Below are 20,280 nucleotides of genomic sequence, written 5' to 3'. Positions count from 1 at the left end.
TTTAATTAGAACTTCTTCCCTATTACCATTATGGCTTTTCTGCTTCTTGCTGCGGTTCAAGTGGTGGTACGAGTGTTACACCTAATTCTGTACCAGGTTGCAACAATGTCCCTTCCGCTACACTTTGCTCAGTTACATATCCTGTACCAGAAGGTTTTAAGTTAAGCTTTAATGTTTTTGCTAAATTCATAACATCACGCAGTGCCCATCCCTGTATATTTGGCATTGTAGGTTTATCTCCTACTAAGAAGACTCGATCACCCTTTAATGTTTGTTCAGTTGCTTTTGGCACTTGCTGCTGCACTTTACCTTCACCTAATACGATTGGACGAAGTTTTGCTTTATCAATTGCTTTTTTCGCTTCTTCCATCGTTTTTCCGGTTACATCTGGAACGACAGTTTGTTGTTCTTTCACATATTTTTTCGGGTCTTTTACTTCATTCGGCTTAATCTTTAAGTACTCTAAGCTATTTTTCGTTACATATTTAAAGATATCTGCTAAAGGTTTAGCCCCGTTTTCATCATCTTTTAATTTTGGTTGTTTAACGGACACATACACAACAAGTTGCGGATCGTCCATCGGTGCCATACCTAAGAATGAGAATATATAATTCTCTCTTCCCGTCATATAGCCACCTTTCCCGTCAGGAATTTGTGCTGTACCTGTTTTCCCCCCGACTGAGTACCCATCAACTTTATATGCAGTTCCTGTTCCTTTCGGTGATGTAACAACACGTTCTAGTAATTGCCTTACTTGCGCTGCTGTATCTTTGGAAACAGGTTTCCCTACTTCTTCTGGCTTATGCTCTAGCTGTACTTTACCTGTTATTGGATCCACAATTTTATCAATTGTATAAGGTTTCATCATTTTCCCATCATTTGCAATCGCTGTTGCAGCTTGTACAAGTTGAATTGGTGTAACTGTAGAACCTTGTCCAAACGCTGTTGTTACTTGTTGTATTTGTTGATCAAATAAAATTGTATTTGACCCTTCACCAAGTAAATCAATGTTTGTTTTTTCATCTAATCCAAAATTATGAATATATTTCCGGAAACGATCTGGACCAAGCTTTTGATCACCTAAAATTGCAAACGCTACGTTTGAAGAGCGCTCTACCCCTTCGTCAAAAGTAATAGAACCCCATCCAGCGCCGCCGTTATGATCTTTTATTTTGCGATTACCTACTTGATATGTACCAGACTGATAAAAGTCTTGTCCCTTGTATACACCTTCATTAATGGCCGCTGCTAATGTGAAAATCTTCATTGTTGATCCTGGTTCAAATGCATTTGCAATGGCATCATTATAAAAATATTTATTATTCTCTTGGTTCGGATCATAACTAGGTTTACTAGACATCGCTAATATTTTCCCTGTTTTGGGGTCTGCAACAATTCCTATTAAACTTTCTGGTTCATAATGTTTACTCGCTTCTTTCATTGCGTCTTCTAAATAACTTTGAATACGTTGGTCAAGCGTTAAATACACATTATCTCCATTTTTAGGTGCCTTTACATTCACTTTTCCACCGTCAAGAGATACTCCTTTACGGTCACCTGTATAAGCTACCTCACCATTAGAAGCCCCTAAATACTTATCCAAACTCTTTTCTAAGCCAAATTCACCTACTGCGATTCCATTATCATTAGGTCTGGCATGACCTATGACGTAAGATGCGAAATCACCGTTTGGATACACTCTCGCATTTTCGGTAATAAAAGTTATTCCCGGCAATTTCAATGCTTCTATTTGTTCTTTCTTTTCTTTCGTCAAGCCCTTACCCAATGTTCCAAATTCCACTTGACTTCTATCTTTATTTAAAGCGGCTAAGATCGCGTCTTCGCCCGTTCCGAGTACTCCAGCGATTTTCTTTGCAGTATCCTCTTTATCCTCAACAGGCTTAGCACCTTTTAATTCCGCTACCATTCTATAGGAATTTGCGTCTTGTGCTAGCACATGACCATTTTGATCATAAATTGTTCCTCGATTCGCTTCGAGAACTCCCTTTTTACTATGTTTCTGCTCAGCAAGTTTCTTCAAATCATGATTGTCCACTGTTCCTGTTGCTTGTATGTAAAAAAATCGGGCTAATAACAGCAAAAAGAGCAGGAGGAAAAATATCATAAAATAACCTGCTCCCTTATTGGTATGAAATTTAGTCATATTTCTCTTCATCTTTTCTTCACACCTATTTGCCTTACTTTAGGCCTTTCACATTATTCGCATTAATTTCTAGCCCGTGTTTTTTTGCAACTTCAGAGATACGTTCATAACGACTTAACTTCTCTACTTCAGCCTGCAATTCTTGATTTTCCTTTTGTTTTTTCACAATTTGTTCTTCTATCGTCGCTGCTTCTACATTAACTTGATATAGACCCGCTTTATTCCCAATAAAAGCTACACAAGCATATAATAAAAACCCAATAAACGTTACGTACAATAGCTTTTCAATTCTTGTAATTTTCGTTTTAACTTTTGGCTTAACCATCTGCTGTGGCGGCGCTTGAATTTGTACCTCTTCTTGCGCCTGTTGTTTATACTTTACAGCTAAATTAGTCATACCTCTCTCTCCTTTTTATCGTTTTTCAGCGATTCTCAACTTCGCAGAACGCGCTCGATTATTTTCTTCTAATTCAATGTCAGAAGGTAAAATCGGTTTCCTTGTAATAAGCTTTAATTTCGGCTTAAATTCATCCGGAATAATCGGTAGTCCCTGTGGTAATTGCGGCGTTGTGCTATTTCGCTTAAACGTCGTTTTACAAATACGATCTTCTAAAGAATGGAATGTTATAACACTAACTCTTCCACCAGGCTTGACCATATCAATTGCAGATTCCAACGCTTCTTCAAATACTTTTAATTCATCATTTACAGCAATACGAATCGCTTGAAATACTCGCTTCGCAGGATGTCCACCTGTTCTACGTGCCGGAGCTGGAATACCTTCTTTAATTAATTCCACTAATTCTCCTGTCGTTTCAATAGCCTTATTCTCGCGATAAGCTTCAATTTTCCTTGTTATTTGCTTTGAAAATTTTTCTTCTCCGTATTGGAAGAAAATTCTTACGAGTTGTTCATATGACCAGCTGTTCACAACATCATATGCTGTTAATGGGGCATCTTGATCCATCCGCATATCTAACGGTGCATCATGATGATAACTAAAGCCACGCTCTGGTGTATCTAATTGTGGGGATGAAACACCTAAATCGAATAAAATCCCGTCTACTTCTGTGATACCTAATTCATGTAGTTTTTCAGATAAATAACGGAAGTTGCTCTTCACTGTTACAAATTGTTCACCATAAGAAGAAAATTTTTCCTTCGCATTTTGAATCGCTATTTCATCTTGATCAAATGCTATTAACTTTCCACCATCTGTTAGCTGAGATAATAAATAAGAACTATGTCCTCCTCCACCCAGTGTACAATCTACATATGTACCACTCGGTTTTATATCTAAGCCATCTACTGTTTCTTTCAAAAGTACTGTTACGTGTTTGAACATTGCTGCACCTACTCTTTTTCCAATTAATTATGTTAAATACATTTCTCACTCTACAAACACAATTTACTACTAGAGGATGAAATGCTACTAAAGAACGACTCATTTAACTTCCAACAAGGTAGTACGCTATACAAATCGCTATTTTATTTTATTATATACTAAATTTTATCATTTTTTGCGGGAATTTAAACAAAAACCTGTCGAAAAAGATATTAATCCGTTTACATTTTGTGCTATTTTGTCATATATATATACCTAATACATAGCGATTCATTACATTAACATAAGATGGATAATTCAGAAATATTTCACTTCACAGTTAATTCAACAGAATAAAAATAAAATCCTGCTCAAAAGAGCAAGATTCTATAGTTTTATTACATGATGTTTTCCATCCCACGAAAAAGATTGTTCCATTACCCGGTCAACAAAATTAAGGCCGAACTGATTTAAATAATAACACACATTCCACACACGTTCTTGCGGTGCTCCTAATGGACGAAGCGCGAATTGTAAACGGCGGAATTTATTCAGTTGAACCTCATGTTTCTTCTCAACATTTCTTTTCAACATTTTTTCTAACAGTTCAATTTGCTCATTAATTTTCAGTTCATTTTTCCCCGCAAACTCATTTAACCCTGGATCTATTTTTTTCACGAATTGTTGTAATGATGTATGAATATCCATTATTTCTTTTTTCGCTTCTATAAATCGCTCGTCTATCGGTTCCTCTATTTGATTAGAAAGCCAATTGTCACGCAGATTATCTATATTATTTAGAAATGGATCAATTTCTTGCAAATCTAAATCATATAAATCTGTCGCTATATCTCGCTCCATATAAGTAATTGTAAGCCGCGGAACAACAGGTGGCATTTGGAAACCTGCCGTATGAAACACTTGTTGCAATTCACTCCAATAAGCTAACTCCCCTGGACCGCCAATAAACGCTAACGTAGGAAACACATATTCTTGCATAAGAGGGCGCGTTACAACATTATTACTAAAACGTTCTGGACTTCTTTCCATCTCTTCCATCAATTCTTCATACGAAAATGAATGCACTCCATCTTTTCCAATAAACTTCCCTTGATTCTCTTCAAGCAATACTCGCTCATTATCAATTTCCATAAATATATGCACTGCATTTGTCTTCGTTTCAATAATCGGTTTAAATCCTAATTCCTTAAGTACTTCCTGTTGATTACGAAGCCCTACTTGAATTTCTTTATATTTACTTATAATTTGTTGTAAAAACGGCACTTCTAATTTTCTTAATGCAGGATGATGTGAATCTACAAGAATTAAACCAGAATTTGCGAACATTTTCGTAATAAGGTGCGCAAAGAAATCTACATATGTATGCGATTTACCTAAAGCATCATCAACAAATTGTAATACATCCTTTGTAAAATTCGTTTCCGGATATGTTTTAAAAATCTCTTCGACCCATTTTCTACAGTCTTCAATAGAAAACTCAGACTCAGAAGCACTCGCCTTTTTCGGATAACGATCATGAAAAATGGTCTTTTTTATTTTTTTATTTTTCGTTACAAATGTATGATTAATTTCATCCATATCATGGTCTTCACCAGCAATCCAAAAGACAGGAACAACCCGAACCCCTAAGCTCTCTTCTTTTTCTTTTGCAAGCTGTAAAATTGAAATGATCTTATGAACTGTATAAAGCGGACCAGTTAATAACCCAGCTTGTTGTCCAGCTATAACTACATATGTATTTTCATCTTCAAGCGCTTTTATATTTTGAATTGTAAATTCTCCCGCTTGCAATTGTGTATTATATTCTAATAAATGCGTTACTAAATCTTGACGGAAAAACTCTCTCTCACGTAAATCATGTAAACGCTGTTTAAAAGCATCCTCTGTTAACAGATAATCAAAACATGACTGTATCTCTTTTTTACCGTTCATATAGTCCGCTACAACACCTTGTAGTGGAACAGAGATTTCTTTTATCTCCATATAATTCTTCCTTTCGTATCCTGTTCTCTCACCAACCCACATTGTATTCAATGTTTCACGTAAAAGCAAAGAAAAACACTTATAATTCCATTCCTTTTATTGCATTGAACAAAAATTGAAGTGTCGGAACAGATTGTTGTTGTTCCTTAGCTTCTTCTAATACATATCCAACAATCGCATTAACTTCCGTTTGTCTATTCGCTCTTACGTCCGCTAACATAGATGAAGTATTATGGGATGTTTTTTCACATACTTGGCATACCATTTTCCATAGCATTTCCTTATCTTCTTCTTTAACAAGAAATGCAACTTCCTGAAATACTTGCTCCATCATTTGATAAAAAAGCGGGTTTGAAATTAACTCCCCGTTCTCAACCCGCAATAATGCCGTCAACGGATTAATACATACATTGACTACTAATTTATTACGCATAATCCCCTTCCAATCATCTTCTATCTGAATCGGAAAATAATCAAAAGGAAAACAATTAAATACCTTTTTAAAACAACTAGATTGACCACGCACTACACCAAACTTTGTAACACCTATTCCAGTATGACGAACTGTATGTCCATCCTCTTTTTTTGCACCATGCTCCACAATCCCGACTGCTATACGTTCATTTCCTATTTTTTGCATAACGTGAAGATGTGACATTCCATTTTGCAAAAAGATTAATGACGATTCTCCCTGCACAAAAGGTAATATATCAGTTACATGATATTGCTTTACAGCAATAAATATATAATCTAACTGTTTATCCAGCATACTTTCTATCGGTAAAATAGATGGAAATACCGTTTCACGTTCTCCATTCCTAATACAAGTTACACCCGTTAAGTTTAATTCTTCTGCTTGCTTATCGTTTCTTGTAAACAACGTAACATCTTGATTACTTTTTTGTAAATAAAATGTATATAGGAGACCAATAGCTCCCGGTCCAACAATTCCAATTTTCATCTTCACACAAAGAACTCATATTAACAAGTGATATAAGTTCCCTTGCCTTTCCCCCTTTATATCTTATTAAATTACAATTACATAGTTGAGGATTCAATTACCTTTTAACAAATGCAACCTCTTCTTTCACTACGTATATACTACCTATATACATAGTTCTATTCTTAGTTTAGCAAATCCTCAAAAAAATAATGAAAGAAATATTCTATCTTCTTCATAAAAATTTAAAAATGAGTTATAATATTATTATAAATATTTTAACTTTTCTGCATTCAACAAGATAAGAAAAGGACGTGATGTAATGGGATTCCCAAAAGTTGAACGCTTGCTCATCAATTATAAAACATTAGATGAATTTAAAAAATTTAAAGGGTGCGGAGCTCAAGAACTATCCATGTTGGAAGAATTACAAGCAAACATTATTGAAAATGATAGTGAGTCTCCATTTTACGGTATTTATTATGGTGGATCGTTAATCGCACGTATGAGTCTATATATGAAAAGGAACGGTGGAGAACCATTTGAAATTACAGGTACTTACCTAGAACTTTATAAACTTGAAGTATTGCCGACTTTTCAAAAACAAGGATTCGGACAAATGCTTGTCAATTATGCGAAACAACTACAATTCCCAATTAAAACGATAGCACGTATCCAGTCATCTGGTTTTTGGGATAAATTAAGTTTCCAGCCAGTATCAGTAACTGATGGTGATTTTTATATTTGGCATCCAGAAACAAATTCGAATGCGATTACAAACGAAGAATCTGCATAAGAAACAAAAAAAACAGCTGTTACGCAGCTGTTTTTATTTCTTTAATTTTTCTAATTCTCCATTCGAGCGAGCGCCATTTCTTTCCGCTACCATTACACTTCTTTTTTGATCGATATAATCAAGTAATGTTCTATATTCTTCCTCATATACTGATAATCGCTCCAGAAGACGTTCTTTCTCTGTTTGTAACGATTCAATTTGTTGTTGCAACACCATTAAAGAGCTTTCATCTTTATAATTTCGCAAAAATTCAATAACATCATTCAATGTAATTGATGTAGGCTCTACTACCTTTGTCTCTTTCACTTCATAATTTTCTACTTTACGAAGTTGCTTTGCTTCTTCAATACGTTCTTTGTATTGCTTTCTAACATAAGAATTCCACCTAAATCCACATGCTGCTGGTGTGCGAGACAAATGTCTCCCCACTTCTTTAAAGGCAGAAAGTTGCGTTCCACCTTCTTGAATATGCCGGAGTACTACTTCTGCCAGAAGCAAATCTTCATCATCAGTCCAAGCATCTTGTCTTGTTGTCGCCATCTCTCTAGTCCTCCCTATGCATTTTTTATTAAGCATATGCAGTTACTAGAAAAGATAGAATACAACAAATAAAGAATAAGACAAAAAAAAAATAAACGTAGAAGATATCTTCTACGTTTATTTTCCCGCAATTACTTGCTGATTACTTCTTTACCTTTGTAAGTACCGCATGCTTTACATACACGGTGAGCTAATTTCGCTTCACCACAGCTTGGGCACTCTACCATACCAGGTACTGATAATTTGAAATGCGTACGACGCTTTCTTTTTACTGTTTTAGAAGTTCTTCTAAAAGGTACAGCCATTCTTCCCACCTCCTTAAAAGAAATAGTTATTTTCATATGAAGGCCTAAACCAGTCTTCCGATTATTTGTCAAAAAACTTTGCAAGTCCTGCTAATCGTGGATCAACAGTCTTTTCTTTGTTTTCTTCCGAAATCACTTGCCAGTCTTGACCTTGCATCGGTGCTCCACCAGAAACATCATCACTGAAAATTTGCATTGGAATCTCCAAAAGTATATTTTCCTTGATTACGGGCAGTAAGTCAAGTACTTCTCCTTCTAAACAATGAATTTCAGCTTCTGTTTCAAATTCTTCTTCCGAAGTTTGGAACACCTCAGTTGTTTTAATGTCAAATGGTAATGTCACATCTACTAAAGAGCGAGAACATGGTAAAACCATGCTTCCAGTTATATGTAGATGAAACGTAAACTTACCGGAGCCAAAATCAACTCTTCCTGTTACATGAGCAGGATTAATTTCACGAATATCTTTCTCGACCTCTTTTAGCTCACTTACATCTACCATTTCATTTAATGTCAATCCTTTATTTCTCAATTTATTCAATTGATGGATGGACCATTTCATATCATATCACCTCAAGGCAACAAACAAAATTATAGCTAGCCATTTTATATTTGTCAATGTTTTTTCTTTACACTATAATGAAGTCATCATAGGAAATAATATATAGACTATCACGTTTTCCAAAAAGATGCTACATCGAAAGGAGAGATTACCATAAAATCCAGTGGTATTGTTGTTGAATATAACCCTTTTCATAACGGTCATGCTTATCATGTGCAACAAACAAAAAAGTTAACACAGTCTGATATTATTATCGCCGTTATGAGTGGTCCTTTTTTGCAGCGTGGTGAGCCCGCACTCATCTCCAAATGGTATCGTACCAAAATGGCCTTAACAAACGGCGTAGACCTCGTTGTAGAGCTTCCATATGCATTCGCAACACAAAAGGCCGAAACTTTCGCAAATGGCGCAATTTCGATTTTAAACGCCCTTGGTGTTTCTGAAATTTGTTTCGGTAGTGAAGATGGACAAGCTGAAAATTTCTACAATACCATCGCTATACAAAAAAATGAAGAAGAGACTTTTAATCGTCTTGTGAAGCAATTTATGAATGCAGGTAATAGTTATGCGAAAGCTACATCTGAAGCCTTTCTACACATCTTACCACCCGAAAAAAACGTAGATATGTCACAACCAAATAACATTTTAGGCTTACAGTACATTAAAGCAATTCTCTTACAAAACAGTTCGATGCAAGCACAAACTATAAAAAGATTCGCCTCTCATTATCATGATGAAACATTTCACGATCAACATATTGCAAGTGCAACAAGTATTCGCAAACAGCTATTTAATGAAAACAGTTCCTCTACAACTATTGAGCCTTTTATCCCGAAAATGACTGCTTCTCTTTTAGAAAACTACAAGCAAAACTACGGGACGTTACATAACTGGGAAAAATACTTTTCATTTTTTAAATACAAACTTATGACGATGTCTTCAGAGGACTTACAACATATATATGAAATGGAAGAAGGTTTAGAGCATCGTATTTTATCAAAAATACAAAACAGTTCATCTTTCTATTCATTCATGGAAGCATTAAAAACAAAACGTTATACATGGACTAGATTGCAAAGAGCTTGTACACATATTTTAACAAATACAACGAAGGAAGAAATACACAAAGCAAATATAGAGCAACATGCGCCGTATATCCGTCTTCTCGGAATGTCACAAAAAGGACAAACTTATCTTTCTAGAAATAAGAAAAAAATAGAACTCCCAATCCTTACTCATACAAAAACATTCGAACATCCAACTTTAGACATAGAACGAAAATCAAATGCTGTATATTTCTCCATAATGCAAGAACCTTTGCGGACACAACTGCTAAAACAAGACGCAACGCATCATCCAATTCGTTATGATGAAATAACGAAAAAATTCCTATAAGAAAAACCTCTCTTCTTCAGAGAGGTTTACTTTGTTTTACCCATTTTTCCCAAATAAGTTAATGCATCATCCAGTGTGTCCACCGGTACAATTTTCATCTTCGTTTTAATATCTTTCGCAGCTTCAAGAGCATCTTTATAATTCGATTTCTCTACACCTTTTTCATTTGGCGCAAAAAACACTTCAGCTCCCGCATCACTAGCAGCTACTACTTTTTGCTGAATACCACCAATTGGACCAATTTCTCCTTTATCATTGATTGTACCTGTTCCAGCTATTTCATGTCCGTTTGTTAAATCTTCTTCAACGAGCTGATTATAAATTTCTAGTGTAAACATTAACCCCGCTGATGGACCGCCGATTTCATGGGAATCGATTTTCACTTTCGGGTCTACTACTAACTCTCTTTCCGTAACGATAGAGACCCCTATACCGACGCGTCCATTCCCATTAGGGATCGTCTTTACATTTAAATTTTCTTTAAACTGTTTTCCGCCCCGCTTGTATTCAATATTTACTGTGTCCCCTTCTTTTTTCCCTGTCATATACTCAATAAATTGTTCCGTCTTGTCGAATATTTTTCCATCGACAGCTATAATAACATCTCCAAGCTTAAGCTTTCCCTCTGACGGCATACCCTTTGCTACACCAGCAACTAGTACACCTTTATTTTCAAAAGAAACAGAGCGATTTGCACGTTTATAAGCATTATAGATTGCTGCATTTTGCGAATCTTTCATTGCATAATTTTGGCGAAATTGATATTCTTCATCACTCTCGCCTTTTTGCAATATTTCTTCCGCCTTCGAAACGTGTGTATATTTATTAAATTGCGCGGCTATTAAGTTCACCACATTAGCAGGTCCCATTGAGACAGTGACAAGCATGAAATCACCAGACTCTTTAGTTCCACCGTCAACTTGCACATACGGCGCTAATTTCGCGGCCATACCTGGTTTTGTCACATAATACGGCAAGCGCACATAAACAAGTAGCATCGCCAATATAACCCCTATTAAAATTGCATATATAAACCGAAAACGCTTAAACATTATGTTTCTCCTTCCACTGCTCAATTAGTAAATAAATGTTTGAAATATGTTGTTCCGCTTCCACTTCTCCGACCCTAATAATGTCTTCAATATGTGTAAAAGCACGCGAACTAAATTGTTCCACTGCTGGCCGCATCATTAAATCTGATGCTATTTGCCGATTCATCACAAGTTCATGTTGCATAATTTCAATACTTTGCATAATTACATCATAAATCGATGTAACCTCTCCATTCACCTTAATTGGAGATACATCAACAGCAATAACAATATCAGCACCTAAATCTTTTACAACCGATACGGGAATACGGTCAATTACCCCTCCATCCACTAATAAGCGGCCATCTATTTTTTCTGGAACAAACACCCCTGGTACAGATATACTAGCTCGAACCGCCTCCGCAATCGGACCACTTGTAAAAACAACTTTCTCCCCCTTCAAAATGTCAGTAGCCACAACAGCTGTCGGGATATCTAACTCTTCTAAATTTTTATTATATGTAAACATTTTAATCATATCTTTAATACGTTTTCCAGCAATAAATCCCATTTTAGGAACTGTAAAATCCAAATAATATTTCCTTTTAAAAACAGCGGCCAATCTATACAGTCTTTCAACGTCACAACTCGCTGCATAAAATGTACCAATTAACGCTCCTATACTACTACCTGCTATCATGTGAATAGGGATGCCAGCTTCCCTTAACACTTTTATTACCCCTATGTGAGCAAAACCTTTTGCACCTCCGGATCCAAGCGCTAAACCGATTTTTGGTTCCTTCATTTTTCTCACCCTTTAATTTTTTTCATTCCTTTTTCATACTTATGGTCTAAATTCACCACATATCCACGTATACTGAAATGAACGTTTTTGGGACAAAGGGGGATTTTCTTACATGTACGAAAAATGGAAAACTGCTTTTCTTACCATATCAATGTTGTTTTTAACCTTTTCTCTTGTACTTCACCCCCAAGATGCTTTGCAAGCTTCAATTCGCGGGTTAAATATATGGTGGGAAGTTGTATTCCCTTCACTACTACCGTTTTTCATCATTGCGGAACTTCTAATCAGTATTGGTATTGTAAAATTTATCGGTGTTATATTAGAACCACTAATGCGTCCACTGTTTCGTGTTCCAGGGGTAGGCGGATTTGTTTGGGCAATGGGAATGGCTTCAGGATTCCCCGCTGGCGCCAAATTAAGCGCTAGACTACGCAAGAGCAATCAACTAACACAAATTGAAGCGGAACGACTCGTATCTTTCACAAATTCTTCTAATCCACTTTTTATTTTCGGAGCGGTTTCTATTGGTTTTTTCAATAATCCGAAATTAGGACTCGTATTAGCAGCAGCACATTATATAAGTAACTTTATCGTCGGATTACTTATGCGCTTTTATGGTAATAACGATACTTACATAAAAGACAAACATACAAATCAAAAGCGTGCCTTTCAAAACCCTTTTTCCATCCTCCACCAAACACGTATGCAAGAAAAAAGACCAATCGGAAAACTACTCGGTGACGCTATCGTTTCTTCTATTCAAACATTGCTCATGATTGGTGGGTTTATTATTTTATTCTCTGTTTTAAATAAAATGATTACTGTTTTCAAAATTACAGAAGCGCTTTCTTTTATTATGCAACATATTTTATCATTCTTCCAACTTACATCCCAATTTAGTATTCCGATATTATCCGGTATTTTTGAAATGACGCTTGGAAGCCAAATGATTAGTCAAATTAATGAATCAACACTTCTTCAACAAGCGATGGTAACAAGCTTCATTTTAGCATTTAGCGGTCTTTCTATTCAGGCACAAGTAGCAAGCATATTAGCGGAGACAGATATCCGCTTTAAACCATATTTTTTAGCTCGAATTATCCAAAGTATTCTCGCTCCTATTTTCACTTTTATATTTTGGGGACCATTTTATGAAAAAGTTCATTCTTTCTCGCCTACGCAAGAAGATCTTCCCGTATTTTTATTGAATCATTCTTATACACTAACTGATATTTGGACATCATTTATACACTACGGACCAATCTTCACCTTATTTTGTTTATATTTGTATGTCATCTTATTGTTTTTACGCATTCATAAAGAAAAACCCCGTTCACTTTAACGGGGTTTTAAACTTTTCTTTTAAAGCACGCTCTACAATCGGAGGAACAAGGTCTACTACACTCCCACCATATCTCGCAACTTCTTTCACAATACTTGAACTTAAAAATGAATATTGATTATTTGTCATAATGAAGAAGGTTTCGATACTTTCGTCTAGTTTTCGATTCATTGAAGTAATTTGCATCTCATATTCAAAATCAGAAACTGCTCGTAAACCACGTAATATTGCATTTGCATTACGCATTTTTGCATATTCCACCAATAATCCACTATGTGAATCAACTTTTACATTCGGAATATCCTTTGTCGCCTCTCGAATTAACTCTAGGCGTTCTTCTACCGAAAAGAATGGTTTTTTTGATGAATTGTTTAAAACAACTACATATACTTCATCAAATACTTTTGCTCCCCTTTTAATAATATCCAAATGTCCAAGGGTAATTGGATCAAAACTCCCTGAAGAAATAGCTATACTTGTCATTCTGTCCCCTCACCTTCATACTTATAAATCGAAATTGCTGTAATCCCGTAGTTTTCTGCCCGTACTTTTACAAGTTCTCCTATAGAATCAGGTAAAACCACGTCATCCCCATGCTCTGCCATAATGATGCCATCTTTATTTAACAATCCATGTTGATCCATTACACTAACTAAAGACACAATTTTTTGAGCTTTATATGGAGGGTCTATTAGTATAAGATCGAATGAGATTTCACGCTTTATAAGCGCCTTTACCGCACGCTCTGCATCATTTCGGTACACTTCAGCTTGTTCTTGTAGTCTACAGCTTTCTAAATTTTGATGAATGACTTTTATCGCTTTACTATCTCGGTCAACAAAAATCGCTTTATCAATCCCTCTACTTATGGCCTCAATTCCAAGACCACCGCTACCACCAAATAAATCAAGAGCGATACCACCATCATAATAAGGACCTATCATATTAAAAATAGATTCTTTCACTTTATCTGTCGTTGGACGCGTTGTATTACCAGGTACCGCTTTAAGTGGGTGCCCTTTACATTTTCCTGAAACTACTCTCATCTGTTGTCACTACCTTTATTTCAATCTATAGAGCGATTACAGCAAATTCATTTCAATTCGGTAACCGCTACCGATTCATACTATTTCATACATTTTTTCATTAATCTGTTATTTAACTAATTGAAAACCTCAGTTAAAATAATCGCTCGCTATTTCTTTCATATCCATTTCACTATTTGCAAGCAACAACCCTCTATGTACATCAGTTCCACTTTACCTTTTTTATCCTATCATAAAATAAAAAAAAGAAAAATAAAAAGCCTAACATAAATTTTAATTTCATTATGTATATCTTCATTTTAGATTGGACATAAATAAATATAACAACATCATTTTCGATGTTGTTGCCAACCGCGGAGAAGACTTACGTTTCCCCATAAGTTCTTCCTCCGGTTTCTCCTCTCCCTTTGCCTTCTTACTAGTAGTACATACTAGTATTAGAAGGGCCCTGCTTTGCAGGGTTTTTTTATTTGTCTACTTTTCATTTAAAAAGTGAGGTGGTACAGTAAAAGAAAGAGGAGGAAAAAATATGATTCAACGCTTTATAGAACTCGGAGAAGGCTACTCTGACTTATATGAATTACTTGAAATTGCCAAAACAAACCAAGAACGTGTAACACATATGTTACAATTCGAAACTGTAAAAAACGAAAAAAAAGTGTGTTCACTTGTTGTAATACTAAAACCGACAACTACTGGTGATTTCCAACCATTATACATATGTCGTGAAGGCATTCCTGTACTTGAAAATAAAAAAAGTAAACGTGTCGTTTTATTTGAAGAAATGGCGGAACAAATAGGGAAAAAGGTTACTCCCTTTACTGTAAAACCATCAACAACTTTCCCTGAAAAAGAACTATTTTTTAATCATCTAATTGGTATTTTACGAATGAACAATTTCATTCCTCCAATGAAATAACACGTTATTTCAAGTAAAAAATCCCCTGCTAAATTTAGCAGGGGATTTTTTTACTTAGCTATAATCGTATTCTTTTGCCCGATCAGGACGCGAATTTTCGAATTCCGTTTTTAAAAATGGGCGATACGACTGTTCTACTTTTTTTACAAAAGGAAGTTTATTCAATTTTTGCATCATATGCTCAATTTGTTCCATATCACAATATACAACGGCATATTTCAAACGTTTTGATATGTAATGAATGTTACCATATTTCCTTAAAATCTTGGCATGTTTCAATGAATGTAAATAAACAATCATACTTTGTCGTTGCCCGAACATAATCTTCTCCATCTTCTCCTTTTAAAAACTTATATTCTTATATTTTATGAAAACCAATCATAAATTTATGACATTAAAGAACAAACTCTGTATACGTTTTCTTCTATATTCTAAAAAACGGGGTAAATTACCCCGTTTTTTTACAACCACAACCGCCTCCGGTACCACAACCACCGCCACAGCCACCCGCATCAAAAAACGGATTTCCTGTTGGAACTTTAACGGAAGAAGATACCTCAGAACCAATTGCTACACTAACTTCATCTAATAACTTCTGTAAAGCTGTTTCTGCTCTTTTAAAAGTTGCAACCTTATCATGCATATCTACAGAACGCTTTAATTCCCTCATTTTCGTCGAAACGAAAGTATAATCAGGATGATATTTACCAAAACGTTGCACTTCTTCGTATCGCTCTTTCATCGCTGTAAATTGCTGAATTAGCGTCTGGACTTCTATATCTTCTTGTAAATCCTTATAATACTTACGGTAATCTTCTGCTATATCTGAACAGATGATCGCTTTTGCAAGCTGCTCTGCCTTATCTAAAATCAATACGCTTTCCAGCGTCGCTACAATCATGAGAGACACCTCCGAGTATTCATCATAACACATTTGGAACAGAACTACTAATTGAAGTGTCTCACCTAAAAGAAAGATATGATTCTAATTACTTTTCATACAATCTCCTTGCACTCTTATACACTAATATGCTCCGCAATATTATATTTAAGAACATCCCATTTCCCGCTATTCTCTTTCACGTAGCTAATACATGCGTTTTTTAACGGCGTTTTAAATGTAATTTCATTTGGTGCAATTGCGTGTAAAATAGCTTTTATTGCATGTGAATGCGCAACAATGATAATACGTTTATCTCCATGTGCTGCTGCAACCTGTTGTAAAGCCGTAAAACAGCGCTCTACGATTTCTTCATCCTGTTCCATTCCTTCTACATTACCTTCTGTAATTAACTCTCTAACGGCCGCAACTGGTTTCCCAGAAGCTTCCCCAAAATTACGTTCCATAAATCGCTCATCTAATAAAATAGATGGTAATCCAATAGCCCCAGCAATTTCCTTAGCTGTTTCTTGCGCTCTAATTAACGGGCTACTTATAATTATATCCCACGATTCCGCTTGCAAGGCAGCTGCACTTTGACTCGCTTGCTTCTTCCCAATTTCATTGAGTGGAATATCTTCGCGCCCTTGAATAATCTCTTGAAAGTTCCAATCAGTTTGTCCATGTCGTACTAAACAAATTTCCGTCATGCTGCAACTCCTTTTTTAAATAATCCGATTCTATTGTAACAAAAGTTTTGCATAACGGACATAGTTTTCCCTTCCAATTACGTCGTATTTTGCTGCTTCATATACTGGAACATATCAATCATAATTGAAGCAACGGCCAATTGATTTTGAAATTTTTCCACTTTATCTGGTATCGTTTTTTTGAAATGCTGCATGGCAGCTAACTCAAAAGCTTCTTTTTCTTCTGGGTTACGCGTCAGTTTCCGGTACCAGTATGGCTGTTCCCGAATATAGCGAGCTAAATCCTCATCAGCTTTTATAAACTCCATAAGCTCTGCTCTCATTCTCTTTCCCCCTAATCCTTTTGAAAGAAAAAAGGATTATTTTCAGAAGTACTTTGTTCTTGCTGCGCACGGTTTCCTTGAAATTGTTGAATAACTTGTTGCACGCTACCAATCGCACTCGTTACATTTGCTAAATGATGTTGCATTTGTTCTACGTCTAGCTTTTTAAAGAAAGAAAGCATTTGCCCCATCACATCAGCAGTTTTTTCCTCTTCTGTTCGATTTTCTTTTTCTTCTTTATTTTCTTTTACCGAAGAAAAAGCAGGTGCTCCATCAGGTCTATATGCTGTCCATATTTGATCTTCTTCACCAAGTAAGTACCATTCTTCATAAAATTGCTGCCAAGTTTTTTGACCACCTCTAACCTCATGAACCATTTTAGGGTGATGGTTTACAAACTCTTTAAACTGTTGAACCGATGGATGTAACGGCCCTTTTGTTGTTGGCATAATCCTCACCTCTTCATGTATATCTACTATATTGTAAGAAAAAAAAGGCACATGGTTCGCCTATTTTTAGACGATTCATGCACCTTTTTATCTTCCTATTTGTGGACAATTAAAGCCCGATTGGTGAAGACTAATAATCAATGAAGGATGCCCCGACTGATTAAAGTTTCATTTTATTTTCGGATAAAGTTTTGAGTATAAAATTTATCATATACCCCAACACCTAATCCAGTAAATTGTTCGTTTAATAAATTCTTTCTATGCCCCTCACTATTTAACCAACCCTGTACCGCCGCAATTCCATCACTATGTTGCGCCGCTATATTCTCACCAGCAAGTTGAAAAGCCACTTGCCCACGTTGCAAGCGATCTCCTAACGTACCAAAAGTAGGTGAATCGTGCGAAAAATAATTATTATCCTTCATATCTTTACTATGGCCAAATGCAACATCTGCAGTTTGTTGATCCAATGTTAACAACGGTAATTGATGACGACTCCGAATAATATTTGTTAAATCGAGAATTTGTTGCATATTTCCATTTTCTACTTGCTTCATTTTTTCTGGCGTCAGCGGCTGTTCCGCTATTAATTCACCTGAATAAACAAGTTGATATGGTCTTTGTCGTAATAACGTTTCATCATCCATATAACGAAGACCAACAAGCTCATGTGTAAAGTGATCAAAGTATAATTGTGCCCATCCATCTTCTACAGGTACTAGCGGTTGTTCCATTACTTCCGTATCAGATAACTCAAATTGATAACTATTCTTTCCTCTTTTTAATGAAATCTCATGTGAAAGTGGATTCTTTTTATATACCTCTTCATACTTTTCATTTATATAATAGGGAGCCACCTTAACTTGCTCACCAGCAACATACGCCGTTACAACTTTACGTTCAGCAACTCCAAATTGAACATACTGAGCTAAATCTTGATTATACACCCACCATTCATATCCATAAGCAGACGGCTCTATTCGAGATGGTTCGCCCCACTTCGCTAATAAATTCTCAGAGTCCCCGCCAAGCATATTTAAAACAGTGTCTGTGGATTCTTCATTTACTTGCTTCTTCTTTTTCACAATTTTATTTTCTTGCTTAGAGTGAGATGGGGTTAATATATATTGTGACACGAGTAACTTCCCGTATAAATCAACAGCTAAAATTAAAAATGTAATCATTACGATACGCAATAATTTCTTCAAACGATATACCTCCTGAACAAAGCATAAAATCGAGATATACACAAATCCTTTTATTTCCTTTTTTTGTGTGTACCGTACTCTTTTCACTATATCATATTTTCACGAAAAAAGTCTGGATTATCCCTTTTCTCGCAATACGAATTGCACTTTCTTATTATTCGTACTATTATAAAAATAATGAACTAACATTAAAATAAGGAGGTATTCTATGCAATTTACAAATACAAACTTTACTGATGCAGTCGTTGATCTAACTCTTTTAACTGAGATTATGGAAAACAATCATTTTGTACTTGCCGGACAATGGGATTACGAACGCGTTACATATGATTATAAATTTGAAATATTAAAGGATATTTATTATTTACGTGTACAAGGATTTGCTGTTGAAGGTGACATCGGCGGCAGACACGCTCAAGTAAAACTATTGCCACCCTTATTAGGAAAACATTATTATCCTCATGGCGTTGAATATGGCGATGATGAGATTTTTCCAACGAATGTACTTCAAAAAAGCGAACAACTCCTACAAAATATTGAAAAAGAGTTAAAAGAATTTCAAATTATTGAATAACAAAAAAACTAGCGCATTAACACGATGCGCTAGTTTTTATTTCATCTGCAAATAAGGAGGTAACTCTTGCAGCTGCTCTTTATCCTTTTCACGCTCTCTACGTGCCCATTTAAAGAACACATAACCGATAATCGTACCGTACACTATTTCCTGGACAATTTTCATAATAATACCACCTGTTTGCTGGTCTTGTACTACCGGCATCCAATGTAAAAATTCTGGTCCAGTTATATTTAAATCTGATAAAGTACCCGCCGGTACACAGAGTTCCATTGCCTTCATCCAAGCGGCCGAATCTGTATATGTTGCAAATAATGGTGCAGTCGCAAAAATTATTAACGCACAAGCTGGCGTTAATAAAATACCATTAGCAAACATGTAACCAAGCTTCTTAATATCACTTAAAGTTTGATATTCTGGCAGTGGATTTAACATCGGCCACCACATCATCATTGCTGCAAAAAACAATATAGCAAGGCAAATAGGATGCGCTATTTGACTTTGTTTTACTGCATCAAAAACAATTGGCAAATGATAAAAAGAAAACAGGCCATTAAATACAAACAACGCAATAAGCGGCTTAGCAAAAAACTTTATCACAATTTGAACGAACTTAAAAGAAGTAATATAACGATATAACCAAACAGGTATACCAAGCAGTAATAACGGAGGCACCGCAATATACATTACTGCCATCTCAAACATATGTGCACTAAATATGATATGACCAATTAAATCAATAGGTCCTCCCTTTACAACATACAAAAGAACAATCCCGGTCGTAAAATAAAAAATTTGCTTCTTACTTACCTTCGTCGCATTTTCAAATCGCGTTCTATACGGTCCAATAATTAAAAAATAACTAATAAGAATCGAGATCATAAATAATAAAAAAATTGGACTCCATAAAGCTTGAAAACCAAATACCCATAAGTTTTCCATTTCCACACCTACCTTTTCAAA

24 protein-coding genes are annotated in these 20,280 nt (G+C 35.6%); 5 read left to right on the top strand and 19 right to left on the bottom strand.

Going from position 1 to position 20,280, the window contains the following annotated elements; translation table 11 throughout:
* Positions 1-28 precede the first annotated feature (28 nt).
* From AC0IXC_RS12260 to panE, 5 genes are all read right to left on the bottom strand, one after another.
* Positions 29-2,176: a penicillin-binding protein gene (locus tag AC0IXC_RS12260; protein ID WP_087945151.1), complete on the bottom strand. Its 2,148-nt coding sequence runs from the start codon at positions 2,174-2,176 to the stop codon at positions 29-31.
* Between the two features lie 22 nt (positions 2,177-2,198).
* On the bottom strand, positions 2,199-2,561 hold the full coding sequence (ftsL, locus tag AC0IXC_RS12255) for a cell division protein FtsL (RefSeq protein ID WP_002033744.1): 363 nt from the start codon (positions 2,559-2,561) through the stop codon (positions 2,199-2,201).
* 15 nt (positions 2,562-2,576) lie between these two features.
* Positions 2,577-3,509, bottom strand: a complete 933-nt coding sequence (rsmH, locus tag AC0IXC_RS12250; RefSeq protein ID WP_002014746.1) for a 16S rRNA (cytosine(1402)-N(4))-methyltransferase RsmH — start codon at positions 3,507-3,509, stop codon at positions 2,577-2,579.
* Between the two features lie 366 nt (positions 3,510-3,875).
* The gene (gene bshC / locus AC0IXC_RS12245) at positions 3,876-5,492 is read right to left on the bottom strand and encodes a bacillithiol biosynthesis cysteine-adding enzyme BshC (RefSeq protein WP_215590122.1); all 1,617 of its coding nucleotides are present in this window, start codon (positions 5,490-5,492) and stop codon (positions 3,876-3,878) included.
* Positions 5,493-5,571: 79 nt separating this feature from the next.
* Complete coding sequence (gene panE, locus AC0IXC_RS12240) at positions 5,572-6,459, bottom strand: 2-dehydropantoate 2-reductase (protein WP_033709393.1); 888 nt, start codon at positions 6,457-6,459, stop codon at positions 5,572-5,574.
* 295 nt (positions 6,460-6,754) lie between these two features.
* Here panE and AC0IXC_RS12235 point away from each other — a divergent pair, with 295 nt between their 5' ends.
* A complete protein-coding gene (locus AC0IXC_RS12235) occupies positions 6,755-7,228 on the top strand; it encodes an N-acetyltransferase (RefSeq protein WP_002014751.1) in 474 nt (157 codons plus the stop codon).
* A 33-nt stretch (positions 7,229-7,261) separates the two neighbouring features.
* On the opposite strand, the gene AC0IXC_RS12230 is transcribed toward AC0IXC_RS12235, so the two are convergent.
* From AC0IXC_RS12230 to AC0IXC_RS12220, 3 genes are all read right to left on the bottom strand, one after another.
* A complete protein-coding gene (locus AC0IXC_RS12230) occupies positions 7,262-7,768 on the bottom strand; it encodes an RsfA family transcriptional regulator (RefSeq protein ID WP_002185042.1) in 507 nt (168 codons plus the stop codon).
* Positions 7,769-7,899: 131 nt separating this feature from the next.
* Entirely contained in the window at positions 7,900-8,073 is a 174-nt protein-coding gene (gene rpmF, locus AC0IXC_RS12225; protein WP_001984764.1) for a 50S ribosomal protein L32, read from the bottom strand.
* A gap of 61 nt (positions 8,074-8,134) precedes the next feature.
* A complete protein-coding gene (locus AC0IXC_RS12220) occupies positions 8,135-8,635 on the bottom strand; it encodes a YceD family protein (RefSeq protein ID WP_002014753.1) in 501 nt (166 codons plus the stop codon).
* Between the two features lie 153 nt (positions 8,636-8,788).
* Here AC0IXC_RS12220 and AC0IXC_RS12215 point away from each other — a divergent pair, with 153 nt between their 5' ends.
* The gene (locus tag AC0IXC_RS12215; protein ID WP_164081469.1) at positions 8,789-10,030 is read left to right on the top strand and encodes a nucleotidyltransferase; all 1,242 of its coding nucleotides are present in this window, start codon (positions 8,789-8,791) and stop codon (positions 10,028-10,030) included.
* Between the two features lie 26 nt (positions 10,031-10,056).
* Here the strand turns inward: AC0IXC_RS12215 and AC0IXC_RS12210 are convergent, their stop codons facing one another.
* The gene (locus AC0IXC_RS12210) at positions 10,057-11,082 is read right to left on the bottom strand and encodes a SepM family pheromone-processing serine protease (RefSeq protein WP_215588463.1); all 1,026 of its coding nucleotides are present in this window, start codon (positions 11,080-11,082) and stop codon (positions 10,057-10,059) included.
* Positions 11,075-11,866 carry a patatin-like phospholipase family protein gene (locus AC0IXC_RS12205; protein ID WP_002138096.1) on the bottom strand — a complete coding sequence of 264 codons (792 nt, stop codon included), beginning with the start codon at positions 11,864-11,866 and terminating at the stop codon, positions 11,075-11,077. The genes AC0IXC_RS12210 and AC0IXC_RS12205 overlap by 8 nt, the downstream gene beginning before the upstream one ends.
* 112 nt (positions 11,867-11,978) lie before the next feature.
* Here AC0IXC_RS12205 and ylbJ point away from each other — a divergent pair, with 112 nt between their 5' ends.
* Entirely contained in the window at positions 11,979-13,208 is a 1,230-nt protein-coding gene (gene ylbJ / locus AC0IXC_RS12200; protein WP_002033736.1) for a sporulation integral membrane protein YlbJ, read from the top strand.
* On the opposite strand, the gene coaD is transcribed toward ylbJ, so the two are convergent.
* Positions 13,200-13,691: a pantetheine-phosphate adenylyltransferase gene (coaD, locus tag AC0IXC_RS12195; protein ID WP_002142952.1), complete on the bottom strand. Its 492-nt coding sequence runs from the start codon at positions 13,689-13,691 to the stop codon at positions 13,200-13,202. The genes ylbJ and coaD overlap by 9 nt on opposite strands.
* Positions 13,688-14,254, bottom strand: coding sequence for a 16S rRNA (guanine(966)-N(2))-methyltransferase RsmD (rsmD, locus tag AC0IXC_RS12190; RefSeq protein ID WP_001266992.1), 567 nt, complete (start codon positions 14,252-14,254; stop codon positions 13,688-13,690). The genes coaD and rsmD overlap by 4 nt, the downstream gene beginning before the upstream one ends.
* 529 nt (positions 14,255-14,783) lie before the next feature.
* Between rsmD and AC0IXC_RS12185 the strand changes: the two genes are divergently transcribed.
* Positions 14,784-15,173, top strand: a complete 390-nt coding sequence (locus tag AC0IXC_RS12185) for a DUF7147 family protein (RefSeq protein ID WP_002014762.1) — start codon at positions 14,784-14,786, stop codon at positions 15,171-15,173.
* Between the two features lie 54 nt (positions 15,174-15,227).
* Here the strand turns inward: AC0IXC_RS12185 and AC0IXC_RS12180 are convergent, their stop codons facing one another.
* The 6 genes from AC0IXC_RS12180 to AC0IXC_RS12155 all read right to left on the bottom strand — a co-directional run bounded on the left by AC0IXC_RS12180 (position 15,228) and on the right by AC0IXC_RS12155 (position 18,743).
* Positions 15,228-15,494 carry a YlbG family protein gene (locus AC0IXC_RS12180; protein WP_002088292.1) on the bottom strand — a complete coding sequence of 89 codons (267 nt, stop codon included), beginning with the start codon at positions 15,492-15,494 and terminating at the stop codon, positions 15,228-15,230.
* A 127-nt stretch (positions 15,495-15,621) separates the two neighbouring features.
* Positions 15,622-16,074 carry a YlbF/YmcA family competence regulator gene (locus AC0IXC_RS12175; RefSeq protein ID WP_002014765.1) on the bottom strand — a complete coding sequence of 151 codons (453 nt, stop codon included), beginning with the start codon at positions 16,072-16,074 and terminating at the stop codon, positions 15,622-15,624.
* Positions 16,075-16,190: 116 nt separating this feature from the next.
* Positions 16,191-16,763, bottom strand: coding sequence for a histidine phosphatase family protein (locus AC0IXC_RS12170; protein ID WP_193651967.1), 573 nt, complete (start codon positions 16,761-16,763; stop codon positions 16,191-16,193).
* A gap of 77 nt (positions 16,764-16,840) precedes the next feature.
* The gene (locus tag AC0IXC_RS12165; protein WP_002014770.1) at positions 16,841-17,086 is read right to left on the bottom strand and encodes a YlbE-like family protein; all 246 of its coding nucleotides are present in this window, start codon (positions 17,084-17,086) and stop codon (positions 16,841-16,843) included.
* An 11-nt stretch (positions 17,087-17,097) separates the two neighbouring features.
* The gene (ylbD, locus tag AC0IXC_RS12160; protein ID WP_002014771.1) at positions 17,098-17,535 is read right to left on the bottom strand and encodes a YlbD family protein; all 438 of its coding nucleotides are present in this window, start codon (positions 17,533-17,535) and stop codon (positions 17,098-17,100) included.
* Between the two features lie 173 nt (positions 17,536-17,708).
* Positions 17,709-18,743: a CAP domain-containing protein gene (locus AC0IXC_RS12155; protein ID WP_002142956.1), complete on the bottom strand. Its 1,035-nt coding sequence runs from the start codon at positions 18,741-18,743 to the stop codon at positions 17,709-17,711.
* A gap of 208 nt (positions 18,744-18,951) precedes the next feature.
* Between AC0IXC_RS12155 and AC0IXC_RS12150 the strand changes: the two genes are divergently transcribed.
* Positions 18,952-19,317 carry a YugN family protein gene (locus tag AC0IXC_RS12150; RefSeq protein WP_002014773.1) on the top strand — a complete coding sequence of 122 codons (366 nt, stop codon included), beginning with the start codon at positions 18,952-18,954 and terminating at the stop codon, positions 19,315-19,317.
* 36 nt (positions 19,318-19,353) lie between these two features.
* Here AC0IXC_RS12150 and ctaG read toward each other — a convergent pair whose 3' ends face one another.
* Positions 19,354-20,259, bottom strand: a complete 906-nt coding sequence (gene ctaG, locus AC0IXC_RS12145) for a cytochrome c oxidase assembly factor CtaG (protein WP_326996574.1) — start codon at positions 20,257-20,259, stop codon at positions 19,354-19,356.
* Positions 20,260-20,280: the final 21 nt, after the last annotated feature.

Source organism: Bacillus sp. AC266 (genome assembly GCF_979253805.1).
This window is presented reverse-complemented; position numbering and strand designations above follow the sequence as displayed.

What these genes read in the sequence shown, in the direction of transcription:
- AC0IXC_RS12230 (WP_002185042.1), bottom strand. Translation starts at nt 7,768, where the DNA reads ATGGCGACAACAAGACAAGATGCTTGGACTGATGATGAAGATTTGCTT.
- AC0IXC_RS12220 (WP_002014753.1), bottom strand. Translation starts at nt 8,635, where the DNA reads ATGAAATGGTCCATCCATCAATTGAATAAATTGAGAAATAAAGGATTG.
- ctaG (WP_326996574.1), bottom strand. Translation starts at nt 20,259, where the DNA reads ATGGAAAACTTATGGGTATTTGGTTTTCAAGCTTTATGGAGTCCAATT.
- rpmF (WP_001984764.1), bottom strand. Translation starts at nt 8,073, where the DNA reads ATGGCTGTACCTTTTAGAAGAACTTCTAAAACAGTAAAAAGAAAGCGT.
- AC0IXC_RS12205 (WP_002138096.1), bottom strand. Translation starts at nt 11,866, where the DNA reads ATGAAGGAACCAAAAATCGGTTTAGCGCTTGGATCCGGAGGTGCAAAA.
- AC0IXC_RS12170 (WP_193651967.1), bottom strand. Translation starts at nt 16,763, where the DNA reads ATGACGGAAATTTGTTTAGTACGACATGGACAAACTGATTGGAACTTT.
- AC0IXC_RS12150 (WP_002014773.1), top strand. Translation starts at nt 18,952, where the DNA reads ATGCAATTTACAAATACAAACTTTACTGATGCAGTCGTTGATCTAACT.
- AC0IXC_RS12165 (WP_002014770.1), bottom strand. Translation starts at nt 17,086, where the DNA reads ATGAGAGCAGAGCTTATGGAGTTTATAAAAGCTGATGAGGATTTAGCT.
- ftsL (WP_002033744.1), bottom strand. Translation starts at nt 2,561, where the DNA reads ATGACTAATTTAGCTGTAAAGTATAAACAACAGGCGCAAGAAGAGGTA.
- coaD (WP_002142952.1), bottom strand. Translation starts at nt 13,691, where the DNA reads ATGACAAGTATAGCTATTTCTTCAGGGAGTTTTGATCCAATTACCCTT.
- ylbD (WP_002014771.1), bottom strand. Translation starts at nt 17,535, where the DNA reads ATGCCAACAACAAAAGGGCCGTTACATCCATCGGTTCAACAGTTTAAA.
- AC0IXC_RS12180 (WP_002088292.1), bottom strand. Translation starts at nt 15,494, where the DNA reads ATGTTCGGGCAACGACAAAGTATGATTGTTTATTTACATTCATTGAAA.
- AC0IXC_RS12175 (WP_002014765.1), bottom strand. Translation starts at nt 16,074, where the DNA reads ATGATTGTAGCGACGCTGGAAAGCGTATTGATTTTAGATAAGGCAGAG.
- ylbJ (WP_002033736.1), top strand. Translation starts at nt 11,979, where the DNA reads ATGTACGAAAAATGGAAAACTGCTTTTCTTACCATATCAATGTTGTTT.
- AC0IXC_RS12260 (WP_087945151.1), bottom strand. Translation starts at nt 2,176, where the DNA reads ATGAAGAGAAATATGACTAAATTTCATACCAATAAGGGAGCAGGTTAT.
- rsmH (WP_002014746.1), bottom strand. Translation starts at nt 3,509, where the DNA reads ATGTTCAAACACGTAACAGTACTTTTGAAAGAAACAGTAGATGGCTTA.
- bshC (WP_215590122.1), bottom strand. Translation starts at nt 5,492, where the DNA reads ATGGAGATAAAAGAAATCTCTGTTCCACTACAAGGTGTTGTAGCGGAC.
- rsmD (WP_001266992.1), bottom strand. Translation starts at nt 14,254, where the DNA reads ATGAGAGTAGTTTCAGGAAAATGTAAAGGGCACCCACTTAAAGCGGTA.
- AC0IXC_RS12185 (WP_002014762.1), top strand. Translation starts at nt 14,784, where the DNA reads ATGATTCAACGCTTTATAGAACTCGGAGAAGGCTACTCTGACTTATAT.
- AC0IXC_RS12210 (WP_215588463.1), bottom strand. Translation starts at nt 11,082, where the DNA reads ATGTTTAAGCGTTTTCGGTTTATATATGCAATTTTAATAGGGGTTATA.
- AC0IXC_RS12235 (WP_002014751.1), top strand. Translation starts at nt 6,755, where the DNA reads ATGGGATTCCCAAAAGTTGAACGCTTGCTCATCAATTATAAAACATTA.